Source organism: Paenibacillus glucanolyticus (genome assembly GCF_037333485.1).
In the GTDB taxonomy this organism is placed as follows: Bacteria; Bacillota; Bacilli; order Paenibacillales; family Paenibacillaceae; genus Paenibacillus_AQ; species Paenibacillus_AQ glucanolyticus.
The window spans coordinates 6,079,341-6,104,149 of the sequence record NZ_CP147845.1; the positions used below are offsets into that span (position 1 = coordinate 6,079,341).

Annotated in this window: 21 protein-coding genes; 2 read left to right on the forward strand and 19 right to left on the reverse strand. The window is 51.1% G+C overall.

What is annotated here, in order from left to right:
* Positions 1 to 65: 65 nt before the first annotated feature.
* From WDY75_RS28125 to WDY75_RS28190, 14 genes are all read right to left on the reverse strand, one after another.
* A complete protein-coding gene (locus WDY75_RS28125) occupies positions 66 to 944 on the reverse strand; it encodes a carbohydrate ABC transporter permease (protein ID WP_006207879.1) in 879 nt (292 codons plus the stop codon).
* Positions 938 to 1,903, reverse strand: a complete 966-nt coding sequence (locus WDY75_RS28130) for an ABC transporter permease (RefSeq protein WP_063478448.1) — start codon at positions 1,901 to 1,903, stop codon at positions 938 to 940. Before WDY75_RS28130 ends, WDY75_RS28125 begins: the two co-directional genes overlap by 7 nt.
* 77 nt (positions 1,904 to 1,980) lie before the next feature.
* Positions 1,981 to 3,600: an extracellular solute-binding protein gene (locus WDY75_RS28135; RefSeq protein ID WP_063478447.1), complete on the reverse strand. Its 1,620-nt coding sequence runs from the start codon at positions 3,598 to 3,600 to the stop codon at positions 1,981 to 1,983.
* 527 nt (positions 3,601 to 4,127) lie between these two features.
* Complete coding sequence (sdaAA, locus tag WDY75_RS28140; RefSeq protein WP_063478445.1) at positions 4,128 to 5,060, reverse strand: L-serine ammonia-lyase, iron-sulfur-dependent, subunit alpha; 933 nt, start codon at positions 5,058 to 5,060, stop codon at positions 4,128 to 4,130.
* On the reverse strand, positions 5,057 to 5,740 hold the full coding sequence (gene sdaAB, locus WDY75_RS28145; protein WP_063478444.1) for an L-serine ammonia-lyase, iron-sulfur-dependent subunit beta: 684 nt from the start codon (positions 5,738 to 5,740) through the stop codon (positions 5,057 to 5,059). The genes sdaAA and sdaAB overlap by 4 nt, the downstream gene beginning before the upstream one ends.
* Positions 5,741 to 5,779: 39 nt before the next feature.
* The gene (locus WDY75_RS28150) at positions 5,780 to 6,862 is read right to left on the reverse strand and encodes a dihydrodipicolinate synthase family protein (protein WP_006207872.1); all 1,083 of its coding nucleotides are present in this window, start codon (positions 6,860 to 6,862) and stop codon (positions 5,780 to 5,782) included.
* A complete protein-coding gene (locus WDY75_RS28155; protein WP_063478443.1) occupies positions 6,862 to 7,878 on the reverse strand; it encodes an NAD(P)-dependent oxidoreductase in 1,017 nt (338 codons plus the stop codon). The genes WDY75_RS28150 and WDY75_RS28155 overlap by 1 nt, the downstream gene beginning before the upstream one ends.
* A gap of 205 nt (positions 7,879 to 8,083) precedes the next feature.
* Positions 8,084 to 8,224 (reverse strand): hypothetical protein, encoded by a 141-nt coding sequence (locus WDY75_RS28160; RefSeq protein ID WP_006207870.1) that lies wholly within the window; start codon positions 8,222 to 8,224, stop codon positions 8,084 to 8,086.
* 41 nt (positions 8,225 to 8,265) lie between these two features.
* Positions 8,266 to 9,597 carry a hypothetical protein gene (locus tag WDY75_RS28165; RefSeq protein WP_063478442.1) on the reverse strand — a complete coding sequence of 444 codons (1,332 nt, stop codon included), beginning with the start codon at positions 9,595 to 9,597 and terminating at the stop codon, positions 8,266 to 8,268.
* A gap of 255 nt (positions 9,598 to 9,852) precedes the next feature.
* The gene (locus WDY75_RS28170; protein ID WP_063478441.1) at positions 9,853 to 11,475 is read right to left on the reverse strand and encodes a Na/Pi cotransporter family protein; all 1,623 of its coding nucleotides are present in this window, start codon (positions 11,473 to 11,475) and stop codon (positions 9,853 to 9,855) included.
* A gap of 107 nt (positions 11,476 to 11,582) precedes the next feature.
* Entirely contained in the window at positions 11,583 to 13,196 is a 1,614-nt protein-coding gene (locus WDY75_RS28175) for an ATP-binding protein (RefSeq protein WP_100086467.1), read from the reverse strand.
* A 243-nt stretch (positions 13,197 to 13,439) separates the two neighbouring features.
* The gene (locus WDY75_RS28180; RefSeq protein WP_387799728.1) at positions 13,440 to 14,870 is read right to left on the reverse strand and encodes an aspartate ammonia-lyase; all 1,431 of its coding nucleotides are present in this window, start codon (positions 14,868 to 14,870) and stop codon (positions 13,440 to 13,442) included.
* Positions 14,871 to 15,121: 251 nt separating this feature from the next.
* The gene (locus WDY75_RS28185) at positions 15,122 to 16,489 is read right to left on the reverse strand and encodes a sensor histidine kinase (RefSeq protein ID WP_063478440.1); all 1,368 of its coding nucleotides are present in this window, start codon (positions 16,487 to 16,489) and stop codon (positions 15,122 to 15,124) included.
* The gene (locus tag WDY75_RS28190; RefSeq protein ID WP_063478439.1) at positions 16,486 to 17,205 is read right to left on the reverse strand and encodes a response regulator transcription factor; all 720 of its coding nucleotides are present in this window, start codon (positions 17,203 to 17,205) and stop codon (positions 16,486 to 16,488) included. Before WDY75_RS28190 ends, WDY75_RS28185 begins: the two co-directional genes overlap by 4 nt.
* A 158-nt stretch (positions 17,206 to 17,363) precedes the next feature.
* On the opposite strand from WDY75_RS28190, the gene WDY75_RS28195 reads away from it, so the two are divergent.
* Positions 17,364 to 18,083, forward strand: a complete 720-nt coding sequence (locus WDY75_RS28195) for a hypothetical protein (RefSeq protein ID WP_006207865.1) — start codon at positions 17,364 to 17,366, stop codon at positions 18,081 to 18,083.
* 115 nt (positions 18,084 to 18,198) lie between these two features.
* On the opposite strand, the gene WDY75_RS28200 is transcribed toward WDY75_RS28195, so the two are convergent.
* Both WDY75_RS28200 and WDY75_RS28205 read right to left on the reverse strand, forming a co-directional pair.
* Complete coding sequence (locus WDY75_RS28200) at positions 18,199 to 19,119, reverse strand: polysaccharide deacetylase family protein (protein WP_040680188.1); 921 nt, start codon at positions 19,117 to 19,119, stop codon at positions 18,199 to 18,201.
* The gene (locus tag WDY75_RS28205) at positions 19,085 to 20,407 is read right to left on the reverse strand and encodes an MFS transporter (RefSeq protein WP_006207863.1); all 1,323 of its coding nucleotides are present in this window, start codon (positions 20,405 to 20,407) and stop codon (positions 19,085 to 19,087) included. Before WDY75_RS28205 ends, WDY75_RS28200 begins: the two co-directional genes overlap by 35 nt.
* 215 nt (positions 20,408 to 20,622) lie before the next feature.
* On the opposite strand from WDY75_RS28205, the gene WDY75_RS28210 reads away from it, so the two are divergent.
* Positions 20,623 to 21,339 (forward strand): DUF421 domain-containing protein, encoded by a 717-nt coding sequence (locus tag WDY75_RS28210; protein WP_006207862.1) that lies wholly within the window; start codon positions 20,623 to 20,625, stop codon positions 21,337 to 21,339.
* Between the two features lie 49 nt (positions 21,340 to 21,388).
* On the opposite strand, the gene WDY75_RS28215 is transcribed toward WDY75_RS28210, so the two are convergent.
* The 3 genes from WDY75_RS28215 to WDY75_RS28225 all read right to left on the reverse strand — a co-directional run bounded on the left by WDY75_RS28215 (position 21,389) and on the right by WDY75_RS28225 (position 24,672).
* Positions 21,389 to 22,423, reverse strand: coding sequence for a copper amine oxidase N-terminal domain-containing protein (locus WDY75_RS28215; protein ID WP_063478438.1), 1,035 nt, complete (start codon positions 22,421 to 22,423; stop codon positions 21,389 to 21,391).
* Between the two features lie 165 nt (positions 22,424 to 22,588).
* Positions 22,589 to 23,188, reverse strand: a complete 600-nt coding sequence (locus WDY75_RS28220) for a TetR/AcrR family transcriptional regulator (protein ID WP_063478437.1) — start codon at positions 23,186 to 23,188, stop codon at positions 22,589 to 22,591.
* 35 nt (positions 23,189 to 23,223) lie between these two features.
* Positions 23,224 to 24,672 (reverse strand): MDR family MFS transporter, encoded by a 1,449-nt coding sequence (locus WDY75_RS28225; RefSeq protein WP_228029905.1) that lies wholly within the window; start codon positions 24,670 to 24,672, stop codon positions 23,224 to 23,226.
* Positions 24,673 to 24,809: the final 137 nt, after the last annotated feature.

Below are 24,809 nucleotides of genomic sequence, written 5' to 3' on the forward strand. Positions count from 1 at the left end.
TCGGAATCACCTCTCTTGGATGTCATTCCTTCATATTCAACAAGCGCGGTCCTTGTCCCTTCCTGTCATCCCTTCTCCGAACCCAGCATAACCCCTTTCGCAAAATACTTCTGGGCAAACGGATAGATGAGCAGCACCGGAATCATGGACAACACAATCGTAGCGTTCTTCATGGCCTGCGGCGCCAATGCCGAGGAATCGACCAGGCTTGCATTATTGCCGCCTTCACTGAATATCAGCATGTCCCGGAGCACCACCTGCAGCGGATACATGTTGGCATCATTCAGATAAATCATGGGGATAAAGAAGCTGTTCCAATGCCCCATGAAATAAAACAGCCCGATGGATGCCAGTGCAGGCTTCGAGAGGGGAATCACGATCTGGAACAGGATACGGTATTCAGACGCTCCATCCACAACGGCCGCTTCACGCAGTGATTCAGACATATTTTCATAAAAGCTTTTTAAGATCAGAAGCTCAAAGGTCCAAATCGCATTCGGAAGTACAAGTGCCCATACGCTGTCAATCAGCCCTAGTTCCGACACAATGAGATAATTAGGGATAATTCCCGGATTCAGAAACATGGTCAGAATGATGGCCATCAAAAAGAAATTGCGTCCGAACATATCCCTGCGCGCCAGCGGATAGGCTGCTATGGCTGTCAGCAACAGATTGATTGCCGTTCCGAGCGCTGTGTACATCAACGTGTTCAGATAAGCCCGCGGAACCCGATTATCCGTAAGAACCTGGGCGTACGCCTCCAGATTGAACCCTCTGGGAAACAACGTAACATGGCCTTGCACAACCTCCGAGGTTGAACTGAGTGAAACCGCCGTAATGTAAATGACCGGATACACCGTCACGACGGCCAAACTGAGCAGAATCAGTGTATTGATCACATGAAACAGGGAGATGTTTCTGAGTCTGAACCGCTTGCTTACCATAGTCCGCTCCCTCCCAATCTCTTGCTTAAATAGTTGGACGACAGGAGCAGGATCATAGCCACCAGCGCCTCGAACAGCCCAACGGCAGTCGCATAACTGTAATTCGCTTCCAGAAGTCCTTTGCGATACACATAGGTGGAGAATACGTCCGCCACCTCATAGGTCATCGGGTTGTAGAGCAGCAGCACCTTCTCATAGCCGATGCGGAGCATCGATCCGGTCTTCAGAATGAACATGATAATGATGGTAGGCATTATGGCCGGTATCGTAATCTTGAATATCATATGGCGCCTCTTCGCACCATCGACTTTGGCTGCTTCGTACAAGGAAGGACTGATCCCGGCGATGGCAGCCATATAGATAATCGCTTCGTACCCGACGTTAGCCCAAATATCCGAGGACACATAGATGGTCCGGAACCAATTCGGATCGATAAGGAAATATTTCTTCTCAAACCCGAGGGAGGCCAGAAGCTGATTCAGGATGCCTTGATTGGGCGAGAGAAAATCGATAATCATGCTGCTGATAATGACCACGGACAGGAAAGAGGGAAGGTAGCTTAGCGTCTGAACCGACTTCTTAAACCATTTGATCCTCACCTCGTTCAGGAGAATTGCCAAAATGATCGGGAACGGAAATCCGAAGATCAGATTGTATACGCCAAGCAGCAGGGTGTTCTTGAACAGCATCCAAAAATCAGCGCTGCCGAAAAATTTCTCGAAATGCTTCAGTCCCACCCAATCACTCTCCAATATGCCGGTGAACACGCTGTAGTCCTTGAAGGCAATGATCATGCCGTATAGCGGTCCATATCGGAAAATGAGGTAAAAGAGCAGGCAGGGAATCAGCAATATCAGAAGCTGTCTGTCGCGTTTGATACGCTGAAAAGCTGCAGTCGTTCGCTTGGCAAATCCGGCACGCGGCCGGGCATTACTCGTTTTGGTGCCTGCACTGGCCATGGGGTAACCTCCTTAAAGCTGAAGGGGCAGCATCGGTATAAGAACGGATGCTGCCTACGAGCAGCTTTATTCTGTCTTCATAACTTGGATGCATTTGCCTCATCAAATCGCTTCTGTGCGTTGTTGAAAATTTCGACCAATTGGGAAGCCCCTTGCTTCTCGGCCGCTGCCTGCCATTGCTGCCACTCGGCATCTCCATAATTCTTGTTCAGAATGTATTTGGAATTGAACTCATTCGCCGATTTGTTGAGCGCGGTATGAAGCTCGGCAATCTTCGATGTTTCCTCATCCGTAAAGTTCAGGATGGGATCGTACGGCTCAAAGTTGCCTGCATTCAGGCGCTTATCCTGCGCTTCCTGCTCCTTCTCCGTAAAGTTGTAATACACACTGCGTTTGTCGGAGTTTACATACATCCCCTGCAGCCACAATCCATAACGGTCCTCCAGCACTTTAATGTCCACGAGCGGTACATCGGTAAGCTCCGGATAAACCGCCTTATCGCCTTCGATCTTGAATGTCTCTCCTTCAACCCCCATCGTGACAAGGGTCGCACCCGACGGGCTTGTTAAATAATCAAGAAGCTTGAGCGCTGCTTCCTTGTTATCGTTGTTGGCTACAGCAATACTGAAACTGTTGTCGATCTTGGGCAGCGTAGCCCCGTTGCCTGTCGGTCCAACCGGCGTGCCGTAACGGAGATTATAATTCGGGTTCTGATCCTTAATCTGGTTGTAGAACAGGTCGAGTCGGCCGATCCAGTCAAAGGTTACGAAGGACTTGTTGCCGGATGTCATCTTGGCTGTCCAGGACTCATCCGTATCCGTCAGAAATTCAGGGTCCATCAACCCTTCGTTGTACAGCTTCTTCATGAAATCAATCATCTCTTTATGTTCCGGCTGGATGGAGGCATACTTCCACTGCTTGGATGCCTCGTCATAATAAGTAGGATAATCTTTGCCTCCAAGCCCCCATCCGTAAGACCAATCACGGAAGATGAACTCTTTGGTTTTCGAAGCGTAGGGATAGGAGTCCGGATGGGCTTCTTTCAGCTTTTTCAAAGCTTCATAGAATTCTTCCGTCGTGCTCCATTCTTTTATCCCAATTTCATCAAATACATCCTTGCGGTACAGAAAACCGTGATTGACGTCGCGGTTGATGTTGGCAATCGGCCAGGTGTAAATATTGCCCTCTTGATCGCCGAAGGACGATATGACCCACGGATTCTCCTCGACATACAATTTCTTGAAGTTTGGCAGCATATCGATGTATTCATTGATAGCCACGACCGCATTTTGCTGACCGATCTTCTTGAGTTCCGATGGCGTAAGCCCGTGGAATACGTCCGGGAGCTTGCCGGAGGCCACCGTCACTCTCAATTTATCAGCGAAGGTTGCCGGTGAATATGCTTGAAAGTTCACCTTGATTCCCGTCCGTTTCTCTATTTCTTTGGCAATGAGGGAATCATTCAAATTGGTCTTCTCGCTCGCAACCATCCACGTAATCGTGGTTGGTTTATCCACGAGCGGAAGCGCAAGCCCGCCGGTATCCCCATATTGGTCAGGATTTGCCGGTACCGAAGGAGACGGTGCCGTTTCTTCGCCCGCTTTCGGAGCGGCCCCTTTGTCTCCCCCGCTGCATGCTGCCAGCATCGAAACGATGAATGTGAACACAAGTACCATACATAGCCATTTTTTTGTCATGTGCTTACCTCCTCTAAATCTATTCTTTGTCATTGAATTCACTGACTGAACCTGTGTGCAATCGCTATTCTACCCCCGTCATTCTTCTCGTCTTTTCTCGCCTGCTGTATTCTGCTGACAACATGTTCAATGCAAGATACTCCCTATCACTCCTCCTCAAGTTGTGAACTCCCTATCCCAAACAGGGAATATTCTAAAATGGTTCAGGCAGCTGCTGCCGATTCTCCGGCACGTCTTTTTCCACCCATCCACATCATAAAAACGCTTCCATCATTCGTAAAGCAGTGTATTTCTGCGAGATGCTGTTTTTTTCCGCTTTTTGAGGTCCGAGCGCTGAAAACCCGCACAGCATCAAGCTTTATTAACATGTGGAAAATGCTAAAGCGGTAGAAATAGATAAAAAAATAGAGGGATTTCATAACGAAATCCCTCACGGAGCATGTTAAATTTCTTCTCTTCTTCATCGTACATTTACGGGGCAGAACACTTAGGGAGTTCTATTGCAGCGGGTCACAGAGGATGTAAGTTCACTCAGCCGGTAGATCTTTTTTTGCTTTGGCACCCTTTTCCCTCAGTTTCTTGCCTTCCTTGCCGTACAGGTCCTTCAGGATTTTTTTCCCTGTCGGTGTCTGTGCAAGTCCGCCCTTCGCCGTTTCCCTATGCTTGGACGGCATGGCCGTGCCCACTTCCAGCATCACGTCAATCACTTCATCGGATGGAATGACACTGCGTACGCCGGCAAGCGCCATGTCTGAAGCTGCCAGTGCCGTCACGGCACCGAAGCCGTTGCGCACGATGCAGGGGATCTCCACCAAACCGCCGACCGGGTCACAGATAAGCCCGAGGGAATTCTTCAGTGCGAGGCCTACAGCATGAACGGCCTGCTCAGGCGTGCCGCCCCGCAGTTCTGTCAAGGCTCCTGCTGCCATGCCGATGGCCGAGCCGACTTCCGCCTGACAACCGCCCTCAGCACCGGAAATAAAGGAATTGTTGGCAATCACATATCCGATCGCTCCTGCACTGAACAGCCCCATAACCAGGTGCTCGTCATCCCAGCCGAACCGCTCCTGGGTACTGACAAACACTCCGGGAATAATGCCGCATGACCCCGCAGTCGGTGTAGCCACGATGCGTCCCATTGAAGCATTCACTTCCGATACAGACAAGGCATAAGCCAGTGCCGTACAAGCATCGGTGCCCAGCGCGGGTACGCCGCTGCTCATATACTGATGAACACGAACCGCATCCCCGCCGGTCAGCCCGCTTTTGGAAGGGACCGGTTCATGAATTCCCCGGTGGACCGCTTCCTTCATGATGCCATAGTAGTCGGCCATCTGCTTGAATGTCTCTTCCTCGCTCTTGCCGGTCTCCTTGATCTGCTCCTTCAGCATGAGCTGGCCTATCGTAACCTGATCCTCCCGGCAGCATGCGATAATCTGCTCCAGTGTAGAGAATTTCATGACTGTACCTCCTCTGCGGTCAAATCCGCAACTACGACGCGATGCACACTCGGCAGTCCTTCAATATGCTTCATCAGCTCAACAGGAACCGCCTCATCCGACTCGACTACCGTCATGGCATCGCCGCCCCTTCCCTTACGATCCACATCCATATAGGCAATGTTCACGCCGCCGCCATCCAGGAGTCTGGTAATATGGGCGACCATGCCCGGCGTATCATCATGGAAGACGAGCAGCACCGGATAATTCATCGTAAACTTGACGTCAAAACCATTCACGCGCAGCATCTCCACACTGCCTCCGCCAATGGAAGCGCCTGCAATGATATCGGTATGCTCCCCGTCTTTCAGTCTTAACTCCACGGTATTCGGATGAAAGGCCACATTCTGTGCGGTCCTGAACTTGAGTTCGATGCCTGCCGCTTCGGCAAGTTCAATGGAATTCCGGATGCGCATATCGTCCGTGGCAAAATCGAGCAATCCGCCCACGACAGCCAGATCGGTGCCGTGACCGCGGTAGGTTTCAGCAAAAGAACCGTAAAATACAATTTCCGCCTGATCGGGGAACGCTCCAAATACGCGCCGCGCAGCTCTCCCGATCCGCACGGCCCCTGCGGTATGAGAGCTGGACGGCCCTACCATACTGGGCCCAATAATAGAAAATACATCTTTAAACCGCATGCGCGATTCCCCACTTTCGACTATTCTGCCCTCATTGTATCAGTCCGCGAGCCATCTTTCCAAGTGCTCTTGAATAAATTCATCATCGTTCAAATGCGGATAGTCCCGGTAAACTCTGTCAATCTCCGCGGATTGGCCCGAAGACAGCGTTTCATGCGGATTCAGGCACCATGTGCCTCGCAGCAGCCCCTGTCTGCGGAGCACCTCATGAATACCTGGAATGCAGCCTGCAAACTGATGCGCAGGATCGAAGAAGGCTGCATTGGAATCCGTGACCTCGGCATTACGGGTCAGCCATTCCTTGGCAAGGTGGTCCTGTCCGCGGGCTTCCTTGATCTCTTCCAGCAGCTTCACCGCTTTATTCGTCCAAACCGCCCAGTGACCAAGCAGGCCGCCGACAATCGGCTTGGTGACCATCGTTCCGTTCACCCGGAACCGATACGTTGTCAGCAGATCGTTAACGATGTTGTCATCGTTCCCCGTATATAGCGCAATATCCTCGCTGCGGCTTGAATAACAGACGGCACGAACGACGTCAATCGTCTGATAGCGGTTGAAGGGAGCCATTTTGATAGCAACGATATTCGGAATTTCAGCGAATGCTCGCCAGAAGTCGAACGAGAAGATATTGCCGCCAACCGATGGCTGAAGATAGAATCCGATCACCGGCATGATGCTCGCAATTCTCTCCGTGCGCTCCAGAATGTCCTCCTCGCTCCAGCCATTTAAGCCGCCCATACTGAGAAGAACCGCATCATAACCAAGCCTGCGAGCAACCTCCGTCTCCTCCACCGCCTGTTCCGTCGGACCACAGACTCCGGCCACCATGATAAAGGGTCGAGCAGGCGCAGCCTTGCGAATTTCCTCTGCTGCAAGACGCAGCACCGGTTCATACAGATCGATGCCTTTGTCTCGAATCTCGAATTGAGTGGAATGAACACCAACCGCAACACCTCCTGCACCGGAGGCGGCATAATAGCGGGTTAATGCCCGCTGGCGACGTTCATCCAGCCTCCGGTTCTCATCCAAGGCAAGCGGGTGCGCCGGAATAACGAGTCCTTCATGAAGGGCCTTCAGCTTCTCGGGCGCCAGCTGCTGGGCTGTAGGGACCTGTCCGCTCATTAGAATTTCCCCTTTCTCTCTTGGAAGTGAGTCGGCTTATTCCAGCTTTCGCCGCCGGATAATACCCATTCAGCGGTCCAGTCCAGCATTTGCAGTAAAGACACCCTCGGATAACCGAACAGCTGGTGAGATTTCGAAGCATTGTTCAGGAGCGCCGTCTCGGACTCGGTACCCGTAAAGCTCACTTCCTTGCCCATTCGTGTGGCCAGTTCCTGCGCCGCCCAGCGGATCGACATCGTCTCCGGTCCGGTAATGTTAATGATTTCGGGCGGCGTGCTGCAATGCAGGAGTGAGCGGAGCGCCATTTCGTTGGCATCCCCCTGCCATATCATATTCGCATGCCCCATCGCAAGGTGAATCGGACGATCCTCATGGATCGTTTTGGCCAATTCATGAAGAACGCCATAGCGCATATCAATCGCATAATTCAAACGGTACACCGCCATCGGAGTTCCATTCTTGTGAGAGAAGTACTCAAAGACGCGCTCTCTTCCCAGGCAGGACTGCGCGTACTCTCCGACCGGCTCCGGTGCCACGGATTCGTTGACTCCGCCGCTGCTCACCACTGAGAACGGATACACATTTCCCGATGAGAACACCACCATGCGGGATGTCTTGAATTTCTCGGCCACCCGGCCCGGCAAATAGGCATTCATCGCCCAGGTAAAATATTCACGGCCCGTTGTGCCGAATTTATTCCCTGCCATGTAGACCACATTGGCAGCTTCTGGCAGCTGCTGGAGCTCATCATCGTTCAGCAGATCGCATGAAATGGTCGCTACGCCCGCCTCTTCCAATTCGCGTCTGGCTTCGGCATTGCTAAACCGGGACACCCCGATGATCCGCTTGCTGCCACCGCCTTCACGAACGGCATTAGCCGCAAGTCTCGCAAGGCTTGGGCCCATTTTTCCGCCGACGCCCAGCACAAGGATATCGCCCTCCAAAGACGCCAGATCGGTAACAAGCTGCTCTGATGGCGCAGCCAGCTTTGCTTCTAATTCCGCAACGGTTAACATCAACAATCTCCTCCTCCGATATGTGATTCCCCTTCATCATACGGCCCTACTCAATATAAAGACAAATCTTTTAATCGTCTTTAAATAAGATTGGTTGATGCGAGATGATCTCCGGTTGTCTCCTTCTCGGGAGAGGTTTTATCGTTAGGTTCTTCGCAACAAGTACAGAACCCCTTATCCATGCATGAAAAAAAGCTCCCTGAGCTCAGGGAGCAAACGAAATGTTCAGCACAATATATCGAAGTACAAAGAAGGCAATAATGAAGGATGCTGCCAGTCCCAGCAGCGTAAAGATAAAGATTTTCTCAAAGCGGGAAAACTTAGCTTTCGTTCTCGTACTCTTCAAAACCATCACCTCATCTACCATTATAGCGCATTTATGATAGCTTATTCCAGAAAGGTGAACCGGAAGATTTGTCTGGGTCTCCCCCGCGGCACCTTCTCGATCCCCGCGATTTTGACCAGATCATTGTCCGTCCACAGCTGGAGCAGCCGGTGTGCACTCCGAACGGTAATGTCCAGCAGATGGGCAAGCTCATGGACCTTGTATTCGTATTTACCCGAGCGTGCGCGCTGGTTCAGCAGTTTACTTAAATAGGCGCTGGTCATGCCTGCGTCCTCTGCCCGCTTGATCAGCTCCGCATCGGTAAAAGACAACACCTCCTGCACCGGATCGGCCATCTCCAGCGGTCCAATCAGCGTTCCATCTTCCCGTACGATGAAGCAGGCGTTGCCGCCCACCTCCTTCGCTTTGCGCATCGCGATGCGTGCGTTAGTCCCCGCCAGACTGGCCGATTGGCCGAAGCCCATGCCGATGCTGAGCGAAATGCCGTAGGTTTTGTTCACGTCTTTGGCCAGGGGAATGGTTTTGTAGCCGCCGGTTTCCCGTTCGAAGATGCCCCGCGTTGTAAAAAACAAATACTCATCCCCGCCCAGATGGGTCAGATAACCATCAAGCGACTCCACATAATCCAGCACCATTCGGTGGATGTCCAGCTTCAGCTTCTGGACTTCATGCTCATTATTCCTTCGCAGTGCCTGGGCGCCGAAATCATCTATATTGATCATGCCGACCACAATCTGGCCCTCCCGACTCCGGCGGGAGGCCGTAGACAACAAAGCCCGTTCCAGCGATACCACAATATCCTGATCGGAAGGCAGCAGCCATTCATTCGGTATCCCGAGCTGTGTCAGCTCATCGGCTACAGACTCAACCCCGGTAAACGCAACAGAACTCGTGCCGGATTCATATTGAGACCGGTGAAAGGCAATCAGGCTCTGCTTCGGGGCATAGGCAGGCCCATCGTATATGACAGCCTGTACAGCAGGAATGCCCAGATCCTTCATGGTCCGAACCACCATCGCCTCTGTTAACGTATCCACCGATATTCCTCCTGCAAGCCTTCCCCTCTGTCCGGCATAAAACAGGGCTTTATACAACCCCGCGTCCGTAACGGGTACATAATGAACCGGAATTTCGACTTGGCCGAGATCCTTCACCTTGCGCTGTGACAACGGATCCGAGAGGAACATTACCTCGACCTCGCTTCCGATTCGTTCAGCCAGGGCAGGTGCTTCAGCCTCATCCTGAAATACAAGCGGCACAGGGTCAAAGGAAGGAAAGGTTTCAATGACCTTCAAAATCTTGTCAACGATCGTCTGGGTTCCAATAATGCCGATACGGATTTGCTGGACAGGGGTACGGTTACGCTCTGTCATGATTCCTTCACTCCCATCATTCCCATTTCCGAGAAGCCGCATGGGGCAGGCAGGCACGGATACCTAAATCATACCCACAATCGGAAATTTGGCAAGTGAATGCAGCCCCCCATTCGTAAACTCACCCCTGCACCAATCTGGTGATTCAGTCTAGGCGAACACGATAAGGAAACAACAAACAGCGCTGCCATGCTTGTCCCCCAAGTTTCAAGTGGACCAACATGATCAGCGCTGCTTTTATGGAATCAACCTATATTAAGTTTGTTCTTCGTGCATGACAAATTGAGCAATGTTTTTGCTGTGGTCCCCGACACGCTCCAGGTTGCTCAGAATATCCAGATATACCGCTCCGGAGTTGCCTGTGCACAGAGTCTGGTTCAGACGCTGAATGTGACTCTTGCGGAATTTGACCTCCATCTCATCCAGTTCCCGCTCATAATCCAGTACCTCCTGCGCCGCAGTCACATCATTATGCTCCAGTGCGGCAAGTGCCCGTTCCACCGCCTTGTCGGCAAGGGTGAGCATCTCTTTCAATTCACGCCCGGCTTCTTCCGAGAATTCAACCTTTTTATTAATGCTGAATTCAGACAGCTCTACGATGTTTTCCGCATGATCGCCAATCCGCTCAATATCATTCACAAGCTGGAACCAGCCGGAGGCTTTCTCCGATTCACCCTCGGGCAGGCCGTTCTGCTGCTGGATTTTCACCATATAATCGGTAATTTTCCGATTCAGTTCGTTAATGAGCTCTTCCTTCTGCAAGGCAAGCTCCCCCACTCGGGATTCCCTGCTGAAAAAGAAGGTTGACGCATCATTAAGCGTCTCACGGGCATACTGCCCCATGCGTAAAATCTCATGCTGGGCTTGTCCAAACGCAACCGCCGGCGTCGCCAGCAAGCGTTCATCCAGATAAATCGCCTTGAATTCAATCTCCTGCATTTTGCCCGGAATAATATTGGTTACCAGCCATGCCAAAGCCGGAATTAATGGCAGGAAGATCAAGGCATTGGTTGTATTAAAGATTCCGTGTGCGTATGCAATCTGCATCCGGATATTGACGCCTTCGCCAAGCCACAGGACCAGGGAGTGCACGGGGACCAGCAGAATCATAAAGATAATGGCTCCAATGACGTTAAAAATAACGTGTACCAGCGCTGTGCGCTTCGCTGCAACCGTGGCCCCGATGGAAGCCAGCACCGCTGTGATCGTTGTGCCGATATTATCGCCAAACAGGATCGGCAGCGATCCCTTCAGACTGATCATGCCTTCATCAGCAATCGTTTGTAATATACCGATGGTTGCGCTGGAGCTTTGGACAATCATCGTGAATACAGTACCTACAATAAGAGCCAATAAAGGCTGGTCCTGCAGCTGGATCATAAAGTCCGTAAACGCAGGAAGCTCGCTAAGCGGCTTCACGCCGCTGCCCATGGTCGACAACCCCAGGAAAAGGGTCCCGAAACCAAAAACGACTTGGCCAATATATTGAAATTTCTTCTTGTTAAAGAAAAATAAAAAGAACGCACCTACTGCAATAATAGGCAAAGCATATTCTTCAATCTTGATTCCGACGATAAAAGCAGTCATGGTTGTTCCGATATTGGCTCCCATGATCACGCCGATTGCCTGCTTAAGCGTCATCAATCCTGCATTAACCAACCCGATGGCCATAACGGTTGTTCCCGATGAGGATTGGATAAGAATCGTAACCCCGACCCCAACCAGCACGCCCAGCACCGGGTTGGATGTATATTTCTCCAGCAACCCGCGCATCTTGTCTCCTGCCGACTTCTGCAGCCCGTCCGACATATATTTGATGCCGAATAGAAAAATACCCAAGCCGCCTACAAACTTAAATAGGATGTCTTGCCAATCCAAGAGATAAATCCTCCTTCTGATGTTACACACGTAGTAAGGTTATAAAAAACCCTCTAATAATTTAGCACAATTTCCAGATAAGATATACCTATCTAAGTATCGACATATTACGGGAGGGGCAGACCTATTTCGACCGAGGTACCCCGCTCTTCCTCGCTCCGAATGACAATTCGGCCATGATGGCTCTCCATGATCCGATGGACAATCATAATGCCAAGACCGTTACCGTCCGGCTTGGTTGTATGAAACGGCTCCCCGATCCGCTGAAGCACTTCCTCCGTCATGCCGGAGCCGTTATCTGTAAAGATCACGCGCTGATAACCCTCCTGCACATCCAGACGAATATGAATATTGCCGCCATAAGGCAGGGCTTCCATCGCATTTTTCAGAATATTAAGAAAGACCTGCTTAATCTGGTTCCGGTCACACAGAATCACTGCATTCTGCACAAAACATTGGGTCATCTCAATCCCGCTGAGTTCCGCCTGAATCGCAAACAGATGGAGCACCTCTTCCAGGATTTCGCCGCAATCCTCCTGCTTCAATACCGCAGCCTGAGGTTTGCCCAGAATCATGAATTCCCCGACCATCAGATTAGCGCGCTCCAGCTCGGACATGATCAAGTCATAATGGCGGAGCCGAGCATCCTTATTGGCCAACTGCAGCATTCCCTTCACGGTTGTAAGCGGATTGCGCACTTCATGGGCAATACTTACGGCAACCTGACCGGCAAACACCAGCTTTTCCGTGTTGCGCAGCACCTCCTCGGTTCGCTTCATCTCCGTAATATCCCGAAGGGAACCCACAACCCGCATGATCTGCCCCTTCCGGTCATACGCCGGCTGGACGTCGAGGATATAGTGGTTCACATTCCCGGATATTTCGAGCGAGAGCTCCTCTCCGATGCAGACTTCCTGCCTCTGTATCACCCGCTCATAATACTCGCCAATCGGCTTGATTCCGAACACCGAGCGGCTCACATAGTTCGACCGGTCCCGGTCACTCCGATCTGGGCACAGCAGACTCAGACAGTGTTCGTTCATCTCCAGAATCTGACCCTGGGCATCCGTAATAATGACACCGTAATGGTTCGTGCCAAGGAGCACTTGGTTCAAGGTCTGCAGCTGTGTATTCTGTTTGCGGGTAACCATCTCCCGCTCCAGGGAATCGGCCATGGTGCACAGCAAGGCATGAAGATGCGGGTGAACAAATTCCTTGTTTGTCATCAAAGAGATGGTCCCTATAATCTCCTTGCCGCTCTCGCCATGAAAGGGTGCCGAATAACAGGCCATGCCGTGAAGAATCTGATGAAAATGATCCTCTCCAATTAACGTAAACGGCCGTTTGTAGTTAAGGCACAGATCGATCGAGCTTGGGCCATCTTCCGCGCAATAGCCGCTGCCCTCGACGATACCCAAATACCGGGCCGTTTCAATGATGGTCGGGTCCCCGGCAAAATCAAGAATGAATCCTTCATTATCCGTAATCGTAATCAAGACGGGGTTCCCGGATCCGGAAGAAAGAAACTTATTTACGAATGCTTGTATCACTTCGATGTATTCACTATATTTTGCACGCCTGACGGCCAATGCTTCATCATTCAACCGATGAGTATGTGTTGGAACAAGCTCCGGGTTCATCCCCTTGTCTATACACTGCTGTTTTGCCTGCCGAATGATCTCCTGATCGGTTATTTCACCAAATGGTTTGTCCAAAATCACATACCCCTTTTTATCATACTGCCACTTTAATGTCATTTCCGTCTATTCTATCACTTTTATCGGCAAATGGAGCCCGGCAGTAAACCCAAGAACATCACACCCATGCCAAGCCTTCATCTTAGCACTATCAGGACTTGCTGAACAGGCAGTCCCGTATGTCTGTCTTCAACCACGAAAATATAAGGAGCCGACCAAGATATGAATCTTGATCGGCTCCTTGTTATTGTATAGGTCACATGATCCTTATTGGTTCAAGAGGAACTCTTCACCGGCAATGCCAGGGGAAGTCATATGATACGGGTCCAAGATGACCCGGATCTGATCCTCTGTCAAAAGCCCCTGCTCCAGAATAATCTCCTTGATGCCTTGGCCCGTCTTCTGCGCTTCCTTCACCAGCCTGGATGCCACATCGTAGCCCAGATGCGGATTCAATGCCGTAATAATGCCGTAGCTGTTATCCACGAAGTACTTGCAGCGTTCCTTGTTCGCTTGAAGGTCGACTATCAGGTTCTTGTAGAATACATCCATCCCGTTCTTCAGGATTTTGAGGGAATGCATCAAGTTGTTGGCCGCGACCGGAACCATAACGTTCAGCTCGAATTGTCCGGCCTCGCATGCCAGACTGATCGTGTGGTCGTTGCCGATCACCTGGAACGAAACCTGGTTCATGACCTCGGCCATAACCGGATTGACCTTGCCCGGCATAATCGACGAGCCCGGCTGTCTTGGAGGCACGTTCAGCTCGTTCAAGCCCGCTCTCGGCCCGGAAGCCATTAACCGGATATCGTTGCACATTTTCGAGAAATTAACGGCACATACTTTAAGCGCAGCCGACAATTCCATGTACGCATCCGTGTTCTGGGTAGCATCCACCAGATCCTCGGCTTGCTTCAGGGAGAAGCCCGTCTGCTCAATCAAATGCTGGACGACGCTGTGCATATAGTCCGGTGTAGCATTCAGCCCCGTTCCCACAGCCGTGGCACCCATATTCACAACTAACAAGCCTTGTGCCGCCCGGTCGATCCGGTTGATGTCACGTGTCAGCACATTGGCATAAGCCCCGAATTCTTGTCCAAGGCGGATCGGTACCGCATCCTGCAGATGCGTGCGCCCCATCTTGATGACATCGTCAAATTCCTTGGCCTTGTCCTGAATCCCGGCAACCAGTGTGCGGAACACCCCCAGCAAATCCTGAGTCAAGCGGTAGGACGCAATGCGAATGGCTGTCGGAATCGCATCATTCGTAGACTGTGACATATTGACATGATTATTAGGATTGCAGTAGAAATACTCGGCCTTCTGTTTCCCCAAGAGTTCCAATGCGCGGTTCGCCAACACCTCATTCATATTCATATTGATCGAAGTGCCCGCCCCGCCCTGAATGGAATCGACAATGAATTCGGAGCGAAGATTGCCCGCAATAATCTCATCTGACGCCTCGATAATGGCGCTTCCTATCTTTTTGGGAAGCAAGCCAAGCTCCATGTTGGCCAGGGCCGCTGCTTTTTTTACTTCTCCGAGAGCAGAGATAAGCTCGGCGTGAATCGGTACCCCGCTGATCGGAAAGTTCTCTACCGCCCTGACAGTATTAATGCCGTAATAGGCTTCCACAGGAAGCTGTTTTTCCCCCAGAAAATCCTTTTCAACCCGAAACTGCATATCCATGGACAACATCACCATCGCCTTTTGATTATTTTGTATCGTGCTTGTCACCTGTTATCATCCAGCTTGCCCGGATATATACAGAATTCTGCCTTCCCACTGGAAATCCTCTATAGCTTACGCGTTTTGTTAGAGAACATTGAATAATATGTGTAAGTGCGCAAAAAAAGAGGCTTTCTCTAAGTAGAAATACCCAGAAATCGCCTCTCTTACCCATCATACCTCTTATTCGGTTGATGGACATCCATACGAAGCCACACAGACTACACAAGGGAGGCCGTTCGATACGGGGGAAAACCAAGCGAGATCACCGCCCCTCCTTCTTTACGATTGCCTGCCGTAATCAGCCCACCGCAGCGCTCCACGATGGCACGGGCAATCGCCAGCCCCAGGCCGGATTCGCCGTTCTTCCCTTTAACAAACCGGTGGAACAGGAACGGAAGCAGCTCATCGGATATGCCCTCTCCGTCATCGGAAACGGTAAGCACCACCTGGCCTTTTTGGATGCCGGCTTGAATGTAAATATGTTTGCTTGCATGTCTGGCCCCATTCGAAACAATGTTAAGCAGCGCTTGCAGCAGCTTGTCACGGTCAGCGCACACAATTAACGATTCGTTCTCCCCATAAGAAGGATGCACAAACAGCCCTTTTTTCACCAAGACCGGATTGATTCTCTCAATGGTTTCCTCCACAAGCTCCCTCAGGTTGACGGCTGTAGCCTTGAATATGTCATCCTCGCTGTCCAGCTTAGCCAGAAGTGTCATCTCGGTCACGATATTTCTCATCCGGCCGCTCTCGCTCATAATGATCTCCAGCCCTTTGCGGATGTCCTCCCCTTCAAACACCCCGTCCCGAATTCCTTCCGCATATCCGGAGATGGACATAAGGGGCGACTTCAACTCGTGCGAAGCGTTCTGGAAAAATTGCTTCTGGACATGGTTGTACCGCTCGAGCTCACCTGCCATTTCGTACAGAGAGTCTGCAACAACGCCGATCTCTCCGCTTGCCGTAACACGCTCTACTTCGGAGAACTGGCGCTGCTTCACCTTCTTCAATTCTTCCCGAAGCAGCATGAGCGGCTTAATCAGCCGTTTGGTAATGAATAAGCTTAAGATAAACATCATCACAGCCCCTACGCCAAAGACCAGCATTAAACGGCCAAGCAGCGCCTGCTCAATCGCCTTGATCTTGCTGACGGGGGTAAGCAGCGTTAATGTTCCCTGAGGCACCGTCGTGACCTCCGTGAGATACGCATCGTTGTTCATAGCGGCTTGAAAGGATACCGTCGAGAATTCCACCGGTCTTATCGGTGCAGCGTCATACGGATAGGCTGTGACCGTTTCCCGTGGAATCACTACATTTCCTTGAGTATCCTGAATAATAACTTCCACATTCGCCATCCGGCCAGCCGTATAACCTGTAACGGCTATCGGCGTACTATCGATCGGAAGACTCTGGGCGGCAGCCGTCTCCAGCTTGGCCGAGAGCTCGGCGCCAATGGACTGCATGTCCTTGCGCTGCGTTCCGATAAAGTGATCCAGCAGCACGTAATGAATGACAACGGCTGTAACGGAAAGCACAAGTATTAACGATAACGCAAAAGCAAGATTGATCTGATGCACCAGCTTCATATCGATGATTCCTCCCCATCCGCTCTCATTCGGTATCCATGTCCCCATATCGCCTCAATCGGCAGCTGCTCCACCTTCTTGCGAAGACGTTTAATGAGATGATCCACCGCCCGGTCGCTTCCGAAATAGTCGTCGCCCCACACGGAGGTCAGCAGTTCATCTCTTGTAAACGCACGATTGGGATGCTCTACAAATACTTTCAGCATCTCGAATTCTTTGTTGGTCATCTCCACTTCTCCCCCGTTCCAGAACACACGTCTCTCTTCCAGCATCAACTGCAGACGGCCGTTGCTAAGCTCCGGGGACCCTGCCGCAATCCTGGCATTACCCTCTACATGATTGAATTTATACCATCGGTTGAGCTGCCGTTTGATTCGGGCGATCAGCTCACGGGGGCTGAACGGCTTGACCATATAGTCATCGCTGCCCAGCTCAAGCCCCAGTATTTTATCGACTTCACTATCCTTGGCCGAGATCATAATGATGGGGACCTCAGCTTCCGCGCGTATCCGCCTGCACAATTCGAAACCGTCCATGCCGGGCAGCATAATATCCAGCACCCACATATCTGGCGGGTTCGTTGTCCACATCTCCCAGCCTTCCTCTGCTGTTCCAAGCCCAACGGTCCGGTAACCCTCCTTGCGCAAATAAGCCTCCACCAAATTTCGTATATGCTGATCATCGTCGATCACGGCGATGAGATAATTTTGATTCATATATAGTACCTCCGAATTCATCTCCTCTCAGTATACCAAGCGGCGTGCGGCGAATGGGGAATGCCATTATTTTTCCACAAATACACCAATGTTCTGCCAATGCTGACCCGTACACTGGGTACTGTAAGACAAACCAACCCGATAAGGAGTGTTAAACCATGAAACACAGATTATTTGGCAAACTCGCACTATCCGCAGCCCTGCTTGGTGGAACAGCAGCTCTTCCAGTCCATGCCTCAGGTGCTGATACACCAGGCGACGTTTCAAGTCAAACAGGGAAAAGCGCGCCTGCTGAGACTATTGAGATTGCAGCTGTCCATACCCTGCCGAACCCGCTGGAATTGGCAGAGAAATACGCCCCGGAAACGGTTCAGGATTGGAAAGAAACCCTTGAGAAATACGGCAAGCTTGCTGGTGCTGAGGGAACATTTCAGTTCGCGGCGACAACAGCCGCCGCCACGGTTCGGGTTAACGATGACTCGAAGCCGGGTGAAGTAAAGGACCCCGTGGAAGCTACAATTTCGTTCAAGGCTACACCGGCCAAGGATATCCAGGAGTTAATTGACAGCGGTGAGATCAAGGAATTCACAGCAACCGGGGTCAATGACGTTGGGATGCCTCCTGAAGGTGTGACCATTCAAAGAACGGAAGCTGTAAAAGCAGGGGGCGGCGAGGCTCCATCTAGCTTTGTACCAGCCGGTGTAGAAGGTACAAAGGCAGTGAAAATCAGCGATGAGGATCTGGCTTTCATTCATGCAAGAGTAGACCTCTTCAAAGCTGCGGATTCCAAGGATTCCGCCGCCATTCAAGAAGCGCTGACAAAACTGCTGAACCAGTACAAGGAACAGATCACCAAGCTGGAAGCTGAAGCGAAATAACATACAACGGTTAAGTACAATCGGAACTTACAACACACAGGCGGCAAACGCCCGATATACTTAACAAAACAACCCTTGCCGGTGCCGCGGCAAGGGTTGTTCGTGCAGGCTCTGTTTATTTTTGCGCCATGGCCTTCATGAGTTTTACGGCTGAACGTATACGCGGACGCTTTAAGTTCTCCTCCACATAGCGGTAATCCGTTAAGATCACCTTCGCATCCCGCAGTCCGTATGCAAAATCGTCATCGAACAGAAGCCGATACTCCCACACCCGCTTCTCCCAATTCGGAATATTCGCCAGCATCCATGCATCCTCGGCTCCCGGGTGGACATAGGTTTCGCTAACCCCTTCAGGCAGTCTGTACAGCTTATCGATCAGCGATTGCTTGAAGCTGTCATAGGTCTCCCCTTCGACAACAGGGAACGGATGCGAGAGCAAATAATCCGGAATCGGCACCCCCAGCATATCGGCAAGACTGGAGGCAAGCGCGACCGGACGCTCGATATTCGATAAAGAGCTAAGCAGGGGATCCTCCGGATGAATGTAACGGAATAAACGTGCAGGAAGCCGCCAGCGCGAAGTCTTCCACAGCATCTGCGGAATAAGACTGCGCCCCGTCTCCATCCCATACAGACTGCCCATGTGATTATCAACATGGCTCACAGGAATGCCAGCCTTGCTCGCCCGCTCATACTGCGCGTCCAGCTCTTTCAGCACGGCCCCTGTCTCCGCCTTCTGTTCAAACTCCTGAACCGTCGCGTATTGTTGACCGCTCTGGTCATGCAGGGATGGATGACCGGTCAAGCTGCTCCATCGCAGCGCCTCGAATTCGCTTGTCATGGTCAGGTGCAGTCCGACATTGGGCTGGCGCCGACGAGCCGTCCAGGAAGCAGCCTCTTCAAACCCGGGGGCCACCGTCATGATGGTGGCAGAGGAAGCCTTGTTCTCCTCCAGCAGATGCTGAATCGCCTGGTTCATAGCTTTGCTCTGCCCGAAATCGTCACAATTGATGATCAGCCTTCGCTCCATGGTCATGTTCGCCTCCTATGGTTTTTGAGAATTCGATTCTGGTCAGGAAGGATAACAGGAAGGAGATGATCAGCAAGCACAACGGAACGACACTGATCAAGTACCTGAAGGTTGATTCCGGATCGCTTCCCGGGTTGTCACCGCTCTCATATCCGAAAATCATGCCGACCACAAAGAACGCCAGTGCGGAAATCAATCCGCTGGAACGCGTAATGAACCCGCTGACAGCCGTATAGATTCCCTCTCGCCTTAGACCCGTCCGCTCCGCATCCTCATCGATGATGTTCCCGCTAACCATAGCCGGTGTTACCAGAAATCCTGCCAGACCGAAGCCCACGCCGATGCCGGCCAAAATGCCGCTGAGCAAATCGTATCCGAACCAGAGTGGAATAACGGATATACCGTACACCCCGAGCGAGAGTCGCCAAGCCTTCACACCATCCATCCTGCGGATCATCCAATACCAGACGAACACCAGCGGGATGACCGATACAAACACAGCCGCCAGCAGAATCGATACTTGGTCAACCGGAATCTTCAGCACATATTTGGCATAGAAGGGGATCGTTGAGCTTATCAGACCATTCACCGTCTGGGCGAACGAGTTGGAGATGTTAAATACCCAGAACTTTTTGTTGCGCAAGGTTTCACGAAACGCCTGAACCAGCTTGAGCGGCTCGTTTGTGCTGTACACCTCCTGCTCCCGAACGCTCATCATACAGAGGAGCATGAATACACCAAACAACAGCGCATACAGAATTGCCATATTGGAAAAACCCAGGGCATCATAGATGATCGGAGTAAGCGCAGTGCCTATCAGCAAAGCCACTACCTGGTAGCCCTGCTGTATAGCTGAAGCCTTTGCCCGTATCCGGTCCCCGCGGAACAGCTCGGGAAACAATGCTCCATAATTAACCCATAACACGGTGGCTACAGCTTCATACAGAATAAGCGCAACCAAAAACCACATAAACAGTCCGTTCTGAGACAATCCTTCCGGTGGCGAGAATACGAGCACGAAGGTCAGCATGAACAGTGGAATCGCACCGAATACCCACGGCCTGCGCCGCCCAAGCCTGGTCTTCGTACGATCCGACCAATATCCCATGAGCGGATTGTTGACAGCATCCCAGATCAGAAATACCGTCCGCGCGAGGGATGCCAGCCCAATGCCAAGTCCCAGTGTGTCCACGTAAAAAAAGATATAAAAGGAGCTGAACGCCTGACTCGGAACCATCATGGCAAACATGCCGAGCGAATATGAATACGGTGAATTCCTCCAACTGCGCTTCATCCGTTTCCCTCCATCCGTTAAGGACGATTTGTTGTACAGTATTCGGCGCAAAGAACGATTATACCTGCTCATGCAAGGGAGGCCATGAGATCTTGTCGAACCGTGCAGGGCAGCGTCTCCCCCTGCCGTAAATTTGGCTGATAATACATAGTTTTCTTGGCAATAGCCAACCCTTCTGTGTAAGGCCGTAAAACCACTCGGAAAGGATCTGTGCCATGGAACTCATCAAAGATCTTCTGGTAGTGCTCGGCAGAATTTATACCATCTATCCGCTGCTCTTAGCCGTTACCCTGTTTATGGGCCGTCGATCCGTTGCCGAGCTGCCCGTCTTTGATTACATCATCATTCTGTCCCTCGGTTCCGTAATCGGGGCAGATATTGCAGACCCCCATATCGAGCATATTCCTACGATCTTCGCCATTGTTGCCATCGGTGTCCTGCAAAAGATCGGCTCCGTCCTGCTCATTAAGAGCCGCCTCATCGGGAAATGGATGACATTCGAACCCATTATCGTCATTAAAGATGGGCAATTCCTTCATAAGAATCTGAAAAAAGCCCGTTATCCCATCGATAATATTTTGCAGATGCTGCGTGAGGATCAGATTTTTGATATCAACACTGTGGATATGGCCGTGCTCGAGCCGAATGGGACCTTATCCGTTCTGAAGAAAATGGGGAAGATGACCGTTACGCTAGAGGACTTAAAATTAAAGCGGCAGGATTCCGGCCTGTCCTACGCCATTATTAAGGAAGGGCGAGTTCAAACCATAACCCTCCAAAAGCTAAACCTTACAGGAAAATGGCTGGAGAACCAGCTCAGCGAGCGGGAGATCCTGCTTGATCAGGTGTTCTTCGCTTCTCTTGATGAACAGATGTCTTTAAACATCACCGTCTATGATAAGGAAATTCCGGTTCCCCCGCTGTATCATTAACGAGAAAAAGAGCCCGGCGCAGCCGCCAGGCTTCTTCTTGTATTCCCTCTTATTGAAGAACGATTTTGATCGCATGGCCAATCGGCGGCAGGCTCTTGGTCATCACAGGGCTGTAATAACCAATGATCTCCGCATCGGCAGTCAAATCACTAGCTTTCATAGCTTTGCCATCTTTATGCTCGATAATCGTTTCAGGCGTCAGACTTAGGATCACTTCACTTGGTGATTGCTCCGTCAATCCTTGACCCTTGATCGTTACACGCAGGTTGCCGCCCTCTGCATTGATATCAGTAATCGCACCAGCGGTAGCGAGTTGTTCCTTCTCTTCCTTGTCCGACTTCACACTGATTTCATATGCGTAGGTCTGCGGCGGCAAGCTCATGGTCATCGCCATGCTGTGAACGGCTTCAATCTCCATCCCTTTCGCAAGATCCTTGAGCTCGATCTTCTTGCCTTCCGCGTCGCGGATGATGGTGCTCTCGTCCACATTCAGAATGATGCCTTCCGTTCCCGTGCCGTTAATATGAACGGCCTTGCGATTTTCATTATGAATGACTTCCGTGATTTTGCCGCTGGTGGTTTCCTTCTTCACATCATCTTCCCCGGAAGTGATACTCACCCTCATACCATCGACCGCGACGCTAGCCCGGAGTACCTCGCTGAAGAAGTTAGCCGGAACATAGAGCATGCCCTTCACATTCACCGGCGCAGCGCCGAGGGACTTGTACATTTTGTTTACCGCGTACTGATCCTTGCCTGTTTGCACGAGGGTCCAGATCGGTGAGCCCGGTTTCGTCAGCTCTGCAGAGCGATCCTCCTGATTCCAGTCCAGCTCAAATCCGAGTGCCTCGGACACGCTCCGCAGCGGAATCATGACCAGCTTCGCGTCTGTATTCATAAATCCAGCGCCCGTCACATCCTTGCCGTTGACCAGCACTCCATAATCCATGGCAGCCGATATCACAACCGGCTTCTGTCCTTGGCTTCCTCCAGCCTGGGGTGCCGCATAAACCGCTGCACTACCGGAAACCGCCATGGCTGCAACCATCAGTGTCACCGCTTGCTTCTTCCATTGTTTGTTCATGTTGATCATCCTTTCTAGGTGTCTTTCATTATCATGTACAACTATACTGACGGGCGTTTTTTGCCAAATGTTGCATTGAAACGAAAAAGAAACCCTACCGAGAACATACAAAAAAGCCGTCCGGAAGACTATACAGTCTTCCGAAACGGCCTCTTGCATGCCGGTCTATTTCGTTGATCGACATACAAACAACGGGTCAACAAAACTTCTGCAATATTCCTCCGCAATCTGCTCCGCACTATATCCCATATCCCGGAGATACAGAATAATGTCCGCCCGAGGCAGCGAGGCAAGCATGACGGATGTAAATTGTGAATCAACCGGCATCAGCGTTCCTTGCTCCGCCGCTTGGTCCATAAGGCCCTTGATCTGCAGTCGCAAATACATGAAAGGTGGATGCTCACACAAAATGTTCTTGGTGTCTTCCAGCCGATCGGAACTCAGCATCACCCGCAGCCATTCCAGATCCTCATTGAAGTGAAGAATAACCTTCGTCATGACGGTCCTCAAACGGGCCGCAGCGGGCACATCCGCGCTATTGCGCAGGTAAAGGTCCAATTCCTCCATGAACCGGTCAATCTTCGCCTCCATGAGCGTAAAGCAAATTTTACTCTTGCTTGGATAGCGGCGGTACAAGGTGCCTTGACCGATTCCGGCGGTTTTAGCCACCTGATGCATCGACACGTCCTCGACGCCGTATTGGTCAAACAAGGCCTGAGCCGTATCCAAAATTCTCTGACCTAATTCGTCATTCTCTTTTGCCATTCATATATCCCTTTCTCTTTGAACAAACGGGAATCTTATGCGGCAGACTGTTCTTCTTCTACGGGTGAAGTTGTTCGTTTGACGAAGAAGCCCAGCACCAAGGCCACTATTGCAAGAACAAATCCGATTATAAAGGCGCTTTGAAGGCCTGCAATCATACTTTCCACCGGATTCATATCCCCGGTCGTCTCGACATAATTTTTAGCTCCTGATGACATGATACTGATAAAGAGCGCCATACCAATAGCTCCGGCAACCTGCTGCAGTGTGCTCATAATCGCTGTTCCATGCGGGTACAGCAAGCGCGGCAGCTGGTTTAGTGCTGTTGTCTGGGCCGGCATCATGACCATAGATATGCCAACCATCATCATAACATGAAGGAAGATAACATAACCACCGGTCCAGGAAGAATCCACTCTCGAGAACAGGAAAATCGAGAGGGACAACAGCACCAGTCCAGGAATAATGAGAACTCTCGGACCGAATTTGTCAAATAGCTTGCCTGATATCGGGGCCATCAGACCGTTGACGATACCCCCCGGCATCATGACAAGTCCTGCCGCCAGTGCGGTCAAACCAAGTGCATTCTGCAGGAACAACGGCAGCATGATCATGGTGGAGAACATACTCATCATCAGCACCAGCATCAGCACCGTGACGAGCGAGAACATCGGAAACTTAAACGTGCGCATATCCAGCATCGGCTGGTCCATCTTCAGCTGACGCCATACAAATAGCAGCAAGCTGACCGCACCGGCGGCAATGAACCATGTGACCTTCGGATCAGACCAGCCGCCTTCACCGGCACTGCTGAAGCCGTACACAATTCCCCCGAATCCGACGGATGACAGAATAATGGAGATAAAATCCACCTTCGGCTTGGTGAGCTCTGTAACGTTTTTTAGATATATAAATGCAAAAACAATCGAAAATGCCGCCAGCGGAATGATGAGGAAAAACAACCAGCGCCAGCTAAGAGCATCCACAATCAAACCGGATAGCGAAGGTCCGATCGCCGGAGCCGTCATCATGACCAAACCGATCATTCCCATCGCTCCGCCGCGATTCTCAGGCGGATAAATGCTGAGGATCGTATTCATCAGAATCGGGATCAGCAGACCCGTTCCTATTGCCTGCAAAATCCGTCCGGACAGCAGCACGCCAAAGGTCGGCGATATACCGCTGATCACGGTACCGATTAAGAACAGCGTCATAGCACCGATAAACATCTGCCTGGTGGTAAACCACATTTGAAGCAGCGCGGTTACCGGCACCAGAATACCGACAACCAGCATATACGAAGTGGACAGCCACTGAACCGTGGACTCCCCAATACTAAACTGCTCCATCAAGCTTGGGAAAGCGATGTTGAGCAGCGTCTCATTCAAGATGGAAACGAACGCGCCAATAATCAGTGCGGCTACAATCGGCCCTCTCTTTAACTTGCTTAAATCAATCTTGGCCGTACTTGGCCCCACTCCCATATCCAAGACCTTATCCTCCTTAAAATGATGTCTGCGGACAATTGTCCGATTATGCTTTTTAAATTCTAACGGACAATTGTCCGTAGGTCAACTGAAAATTTTCATTGAATTTTCAGGAATTGCAGCCATGCTGGAAT

What these genes read in the sequence shown, in the direction of transcription:
- WDY75_RS28210 (WP_006207862.1), top strand. Translation starts at nt 20,623, where the DNA reads ATGGAACTCATCAAAGATCTTCTGGTAGTGCTCGGCAGAATTTATACC.
- WDY75_RS28155 (WP_063478443.1), bottom strand. Translation starts at nt 7,878, where the DNA reads ATGTTAACCGTTGCGGAATTAGAAGCAAAGCTGGCTGCGCCATCAGAG.
- WDY75_RS28165 (WP_063478442.1), bottom strand. Translation starts at nt 9,597, where the DNA reads ATGACAGAGCGTAACCGTACCCCTGTCCAGCAAATCCGTATCGGCATT.
- WDY75_RS28200 (WP_040680188.1), bottom strand. Translation starts at nt 19,119, where the DNA reads ATGACCATGGAGCGAAGGCTGATCATCAATTGTGACGATTTCGGGCAG.
- WDY75_RS28205 (WP_006207863.1), bottom strand. Translation starts at nt 20,407, where the DNA reads ATGAAGCGCAGTTGGAGGAATTCACCGTATTCATATTCGCTCGGCATG.
- WDY75_RS28220 (WP_063478437.1), bottom strand. Translation starts at nt 23,188, where the DNA reads ATGGCAAAAGAGAATGACGAATTAGGTCAGAGAATTTTGGATACGGCT.
- WDY75_RS28225 (WP_228029905.1), bottom strand. Translation starts at nt 24,672, where the DNA reads ATGGGAGTGGGGCCAAGTACGGCCAAGATTGATTTAAGCAAGTTAAAG.
- WDY75_RS28150 (WP_006207872.1), bottom strand. Translation starts at nt 6,862, where the DNA reads ATGAGCGGACAGGTCCCTACAGCCCAGCAGCTGGCGCCCGAGAAGCTG.
- WDY75_RS28135 (WP_063478447.1), bottom strand. Translation starts at nt 3,600, where the DNA reads ATGACAAAAAAATGGCTATGTATGGTACTTGTGTTCACATTCATCGTT.
- WDY75_RS28185 (WP_063478440.1), bottom strand. Translation starts at nt 16,489, where the DNA reads ATGAAGCTGGTGCATCAGATCAATCTTGCTTTTGCGTTATCGTTAATA.
- sdaAA (WP_063478445.1), bottom strand. Translation starts at nt 5,060, where the DNA reads ATGAAATTCTCTACACTGGAGCAGATTATCGCATGCTGCCGGGAGGAT.
- WDY75_RS28180 (WP_387799728.1), bottom strand. Translation starts at nt 14,870, where the DNA reads ATGTTGTCCATGGATATGCAGTTTCGGGTTGAAAAGGATTTTCTGGGG.
- WDY75_RS28130 (WP_063478448.1), bottom strand. Translation starts at nt 1,903, where the DNA reads ATGGCCAGTGCAGGCACCAAAACGAGTAATGCCCGGCCGCGTGCCGGA.
- WDY75_RS28195 (WP_006207865.1), top strand. Translation starts at nt 17,364, where the DNA reads ATGAAACACAGATTATTTGGCAAACTCGCACTATCCGCAGCCCTGCTT.
- WDY75_RS28215 (WP_063478438.1), bottom strand. Translation starts at nt 22,423, where the DNA reads ATGAACAAACAATGGAAGAAGCAAGCGGTGACACTGATGGTTGCAGCC.
- WDY75_RS28190 (WP_063478439.1), bottom strand. Translation starts at nt 17,205, where the DNA reads ATGAATCAAAATTATCTCATCGCCGTGATCGACGATGATCAGCATATA.
- WDY75_RS28125 (WP_006207879.1), bottom strand. Translation starts at nt 944, where the DNA reads ATGGTAAGCAAGCGGTTCAGACTCAGAAACATCTCCCTGTTTCATGTG.
- sdaAB (WP_063478444.1), bottom strand. Translation starts at nt 5,740, where the DNA reads ATGCGGTTTAAAGATGTATTTTCTATTATTGGGCCCAGTATGGTAGGG.